We start from the raw sequence: 4,176 nt of genomic DNA on the forward strand, positions 1-4,176 counted from the left end.
CAGGGCGTCGGCGCGTACCAGATACGCCCCGGGGACGTTGTGCGCGGCCATCGCCAGGCGCACGTCGTCGAGGTCGCTGCCGATCACGGTCTCGGCGACCCCGACGAGTTCGGCGAGTTCGGCGCCGATCGAACACGTCACGTCGTGCACGGTGCGGCCGCGCAACCGCCGGGCACGGTGTGCCGCGACGCGGGTCGGCGTGGACTGCTGCAGGGCGTCGTCGGTGAGAACCCACCCGGTGCCACCGGCGATCTTCGTCTCCGCCTTGCGTCGCAACATGACGGTTTCGACGAGCATGCCGGCGCGATCACCGAAATGCGTACGCGCCCAGCCGATGTCGGCGAGGCGCGTACGCGTCGACAGGTCACGGCCGGCGACGCGTGCGAGCGCGTCGCGGCCGTCGCCCGACGTCAGATACGCGACGTCGGCGAGGGTGAAGTCGTAGCCCAACTACTTACCGGGCTTCACACCGGTGATCATGACGTTGTAGAAGAAGCTGCGGGGAACGACGTGCTTGAGCACGTTCTCGTCCACCCAGCTCAACGCCTTCCATCCGCCGAAGGCGAACTTCGCCCAGTTCCAGCCGAGCTTCTCCGGCGGGACCGCGGCCTCGAAGGTACGCACCGGCCAGCCGAGCAGTGCCGCGGCGAATTCCTCACTCGACGCTTTCACCTCGACGGCACCGGCCGACGAGGCCAGTCTCTCGAGATCGGAAGGATCGAAGGTGTGCAGATCGACGACGGCCTCGAGGGCGGCCGCCCGGGAGGACTCGTCGAGTTCGGTCTGCGGACGACGCCAGTCGCGCAGGAAGGGCAGCCGGGTGATGTTGGTGGTGGCCTCCCAGGTGACCCGGCCGAGCAGGCGCGCATAGGCGTTGCCGATCGTGCTGGGTTCGCCGGCGAAGACGAACCGGCCACCGGGCTTCAGCACGCGCAACACCTCGCGGAGAGACTGCTCGACGTCCGGGATGTGGTGCAGCACAGCATGTCCGACCACGAGGTCGAAAGTATCGTCCTCGTAGGGAATGGTTTCGGCGTCGGCGACGCGGCCGTCGACGTCGAGACCGAGATTCTCGGCGTTGCGCAGTGCGACCTTCACCATGCCGGGCGACAGATCGGTGACCGACCCGCTCTTCGCCACACCGCCCTGCATGAGATTGAGGAGGAAGAAGCCGGTGCCGCAACCGAGTTCGAGAGCACGCTCGTAGGGCAGGGGCTGGTTACCCGCTGCGGCGACGAACCGGCCCGTGGCGTAGTCGATGCACCGCTCGTCGTACGAGATCGACCACTTCTCGTCGTACGTCTCGGCTTCCCAGTCGTGGTAGAGCACCTGGGCGAGCTTGGTGTCCTCGAGGGCCGCTGCGACCTCTTCGGCCGTGGCGTACGGATTCGGCGCGGGGTCGGCCCCGTCGGTCCTGCTGGCAGTCATGCGGTGATCCTACTCGTCGGTAAGCTGTGGACAAGTGTGCGTGCCGGTCGCGTCATTCGCCGACGAACTGCGCCTTGCCCGGCCCGTTCTCGACGAACGATTCGAGGCCGATCGTGCGATCCTTCGTGGCGAACAGGGCAGCGAAGACGTGCTGCTCGATCTTCAGACCCGTGTCCAGATCGGTGTCGAGCCCCTGGTCGATCGCGGCCTTCGCAGCGGCGAGCGCGCGCGAGGCCGCGCCGGTGAACTGCCCGGCCCAGCGGCGCGCCGCCTCGTAGACGTCGTCGGGTGCGACGACCTCGTCGACGAGACCGATCGACAGGGCTTCGTCGGCACCGACGAAGCGACCCGTGAAGACGATGTCCTTCGCCTTCGCCGGACCGACGAGCCGGGCCAGTCGCTGGGTGCCGCCGCCACCGGGGATGATCCCCAGCAGGATCTCGGGCGTGCCGAGCTTGACGTTGTCGCCGGCGATGCGGCGGTCGGCACCGAGCGCGAGTTCGAGGCCGCCACCGAGGGCGTAACCGGTGATCGCGGCGACGGTGGGCTTGGGGATGTCGGCGATCGAACCGAGGGCCGACTGCAGGTCGCCGACGATCTCGCTCATCTGCACGAAGTTCAGGTCGGCCAGTTCCTTGATGTCGGCGCCGGCCGCGAACACCTTCTCGCCGCCGTACACGATCACCGACTTCACATCGGAACGCACGGTCGCCTGCCGCGCAGCCTCCCGGATCTCCTCCTGGAGCTGACGATTCAGGGCGTTCATCGGGGGTCGATCGAGACGGATGGTACCGATCCCGTCGGAGACGTCGAGGGTCACGAATTCAGCCATGCCGTTCAGCCTAGATGTCGGAGCGCCGGGCCCACGGATGAGTACCGGCCTCGTAGTAGGCCTCGTCCCCGTCGAACGTGATGTGGACTGCGCCGTCGCGGCGGCTCATGACGGGCAGGATCGGCTCGATGACCGGATCGGCTGCCATGAGGTCGGCGACCGTGGAGAAGCCCGACAGGATCGACAACTGGCTCCACGTGGGCGGGAGCAGGAGGCACCGACCCGAACGCCAGTCGGCGAGAGCTTCCTCCACCGTTTGCCACTGCACCAGATCGGTCTCGGTGGTGTTCCCGTCCGCCCGCTGTCCTTCCGGCACCGCGGCGACGAAGAAACGGGTGTCGTAGCGGCGCCGCTCCCCCAGCGGGGTGATCCAGTTCGCCTGCGGACGCAGCAGGTCGGCGCGCAGCACGAGTCGCTCCTTCTCCAGGAAGTCGCCGAACGACAACTCGCGCGCCTCGAGCAGGCGCCGCGCCTCGGCGTACTCGGTCGTGTCGGCCACCACGGAATCCGGGGTCGGGCCGGCGAGCAGCACGCCGCATTCCTCGAAAGTCTCGCGCACGGCCGCGAGCACCAGCGCGCGGGCCTGCGCTTCGTCGATGCCGAACTTCTCGGCCCACCAGGCCACGTCCGGGCCGGTCCAGCACACCTCGGCGTCGGTGTCCGAGGGGTCGACACCACCGCCGGGGAAGACGGTCATGCCGCCGGCGAAGTCCATACCGACGACGCGGCGCTGCAGGAACACCTCGACACCGCGCGCGGAGTCGCGCACGAGCATCACGGTGGACGCGTCGCGGATGGGCACCGCGGTGGGATCGAAGGTGGATGCCGAGCGATCGATAGCCATGGCCTCAACCTAACCGATCGGTCCCGGCACCACCCGACCCGGAGTTACCTGCGGTGCCGACCCGGCCGGCGGGTGCGGCGGGCGAAGAAGCGGTCGTCGACCTTGTCGAGCGAGATCGACTGGCTGAACGCCGCACTGAGGTTCTCGGCGGTGATCACATCGTCCAGCAGACCCTGAGCGACGACACCGCCCTCCTTCAGGAGCATCGCGTGCGTGAAGCCGGGCGGGATCTCCTCGACGTGATGGGTGACGAGCACGATCGCAGGCGCGTCCGGATCGGCCGCGAGGGCTCCGAGCCGGGCCACGAGTTCCTCACGACCGCCCAGATCCAGACCCGCTGCCGGCTCGTCGAGCAGCAGCAGCTCCGGGTCGGTCATCAACGCCCGGGCGATGAGCGCGCGCTTGCGTTCACCTTCCGACAACGTCCCGTACAGACGATCGGCGAGATGCTCCGCTCCGAGGCTCTCGAGCATCTCCACCGCCCGGCTCGTGTCGATGTCGTCGTACCGCTCACGCCACCGGCCCAGCACGCCGTAACCCGCGGAGAGCACCAGATCGGTGACCTTCTCGTCGTTGGGCACGCGGTTGGCCAGTGCCGCGGAGGACAATCCGATCCGGGGTCGCAGCTCGGACAGATCGGTCCGGCCGAACGTCTCCGCGAGGACGTGCGCGGTACCGGAGGTGGGGAACGTCTCGGCCGCCGCGACCCGCAGCAGCGAGGTCTTTCCCGCCCCGTTGGGTCCGAGAACCACCCAGCGTTCGTCGAGTTCCACCTTCCAGGTCACGGGACCGACGAGGACGTTCCCGCCGCGTCGGACCACTACGTCGTCGAATTCGATGAGCAAATCGGGATCAGGTTGTGCCACGACGACCATCTTCTCTTACGCCCGAGCCCGAAACGCGGCAGGATCGGTTCCCGTGTCGTCCTCCGCATCCGAACCTGCCGTCGTGTCCGACTCGGTCGCGCTCCCCGACCGGGCCGCCTTCCCGCTCGGGCCCACACCGGTGGACGGCGGGACACGCTTCGCCGTCCACGCCCCGCACAGCGACCGCGTCCAGGTCTGCCTCGTCG

At 68.5% G+C, this 4,176-nt stretch carries 4 protein-coding genes and 1 pseudogene; all 5 read right to left on the reverse strand.

The window, feature by feature from the left end:
* Positions 1-450 (reverse strand): annotated as a pseudogene (locus R1101_RS0117295) (class I SAM-dependent methyltransferase); the annotation flags it as partial.
* Positions 451-1,428, reverse strand: coding sequence for a class I SAM-dependent methyltransferase (locus R1101_RS0117300; protein ID WP_016934623.1), 978 nt, complete (start codon positions 1,426-1,428; stop codon positions 451-453).
* Between the two features lie 52 nt (positions 1,429-1,480).
* Positions 1,481-2,260, reverse strand: a complete 780-nt coding sequence (locus R1101_RS0117305) for an enoyl-CoA hydratase-related protein (RefSeq protein WP_016934624.1) — start codon at positions 2,258-2,260, stop codon at positions 1,481-1,483.
* 10 nt (positions 2,261-2,270) lie between these two features.
* Entirely contained in the window at positions 2,271-3,104 is an 834-nt protein-coding gene (locus R1101_RS0117310; protein WP_016934625.1) for an NUDIX hydrolase, read from the reverse strand.
* Positions 3,105-3,148: 44 nt separating this feature from the next.
* Positions 3,149-3,979, reverse strand: coding sequence for an ABC transporter ATP-binding protein (locus tag R1101_RS0117315; protein ID WP_016934626.1), 831 nt, complete (start codon positions 3,977-3,979; stop codon positions 3,149-3,151).
* Between the last annotated feature and the right edge of the window lie 197 nt (positions 3,980-4,176).

The organism is Rhodococcus sp. R1101, from assembly GCF_000278445.1.
Lineage (GTDB): Bacteria > Actinomycetota > Actinomycetes > Mycobacteriales > Mycobacteriaceae > Rhodococcus > Rhodococcus gordoniae.

What these genes read in the sequence shown, in the direction of transcription:
- R1101_RS0117300 (WP_016934623.1), bottom strand. Translation starts at nt 1,428, where the DNA reads ATGACTGCCAGCAGGACCGACGGGGCCGACCCCGCGCCGAATCCGTAC.
- R1101_RS0117305 (WP_016934624.1), bottom strand. Translation starts at nt 2,260, where the DNA reads ATGGCTGAATTCGTGACCCTCGACGTCTCCGACGGGATCGGTACCATC.
- R1101_RS0117310 (WP_016934625.1), bottom strand. Translation starts at nt 3,104, where the DNA reads ATGGCTATCGATCGCTCGGCATCCACCTTCGATCCCACCGCGGTGCCC.
- R1101_RS0117315 (WP_016934626.1), bottom strand. Translation starts at nt 3,979, where the DNA reads ATGGTCGTCGTGGCACAACCTGATCCCGATTTGCTCATCGAATTCGAC.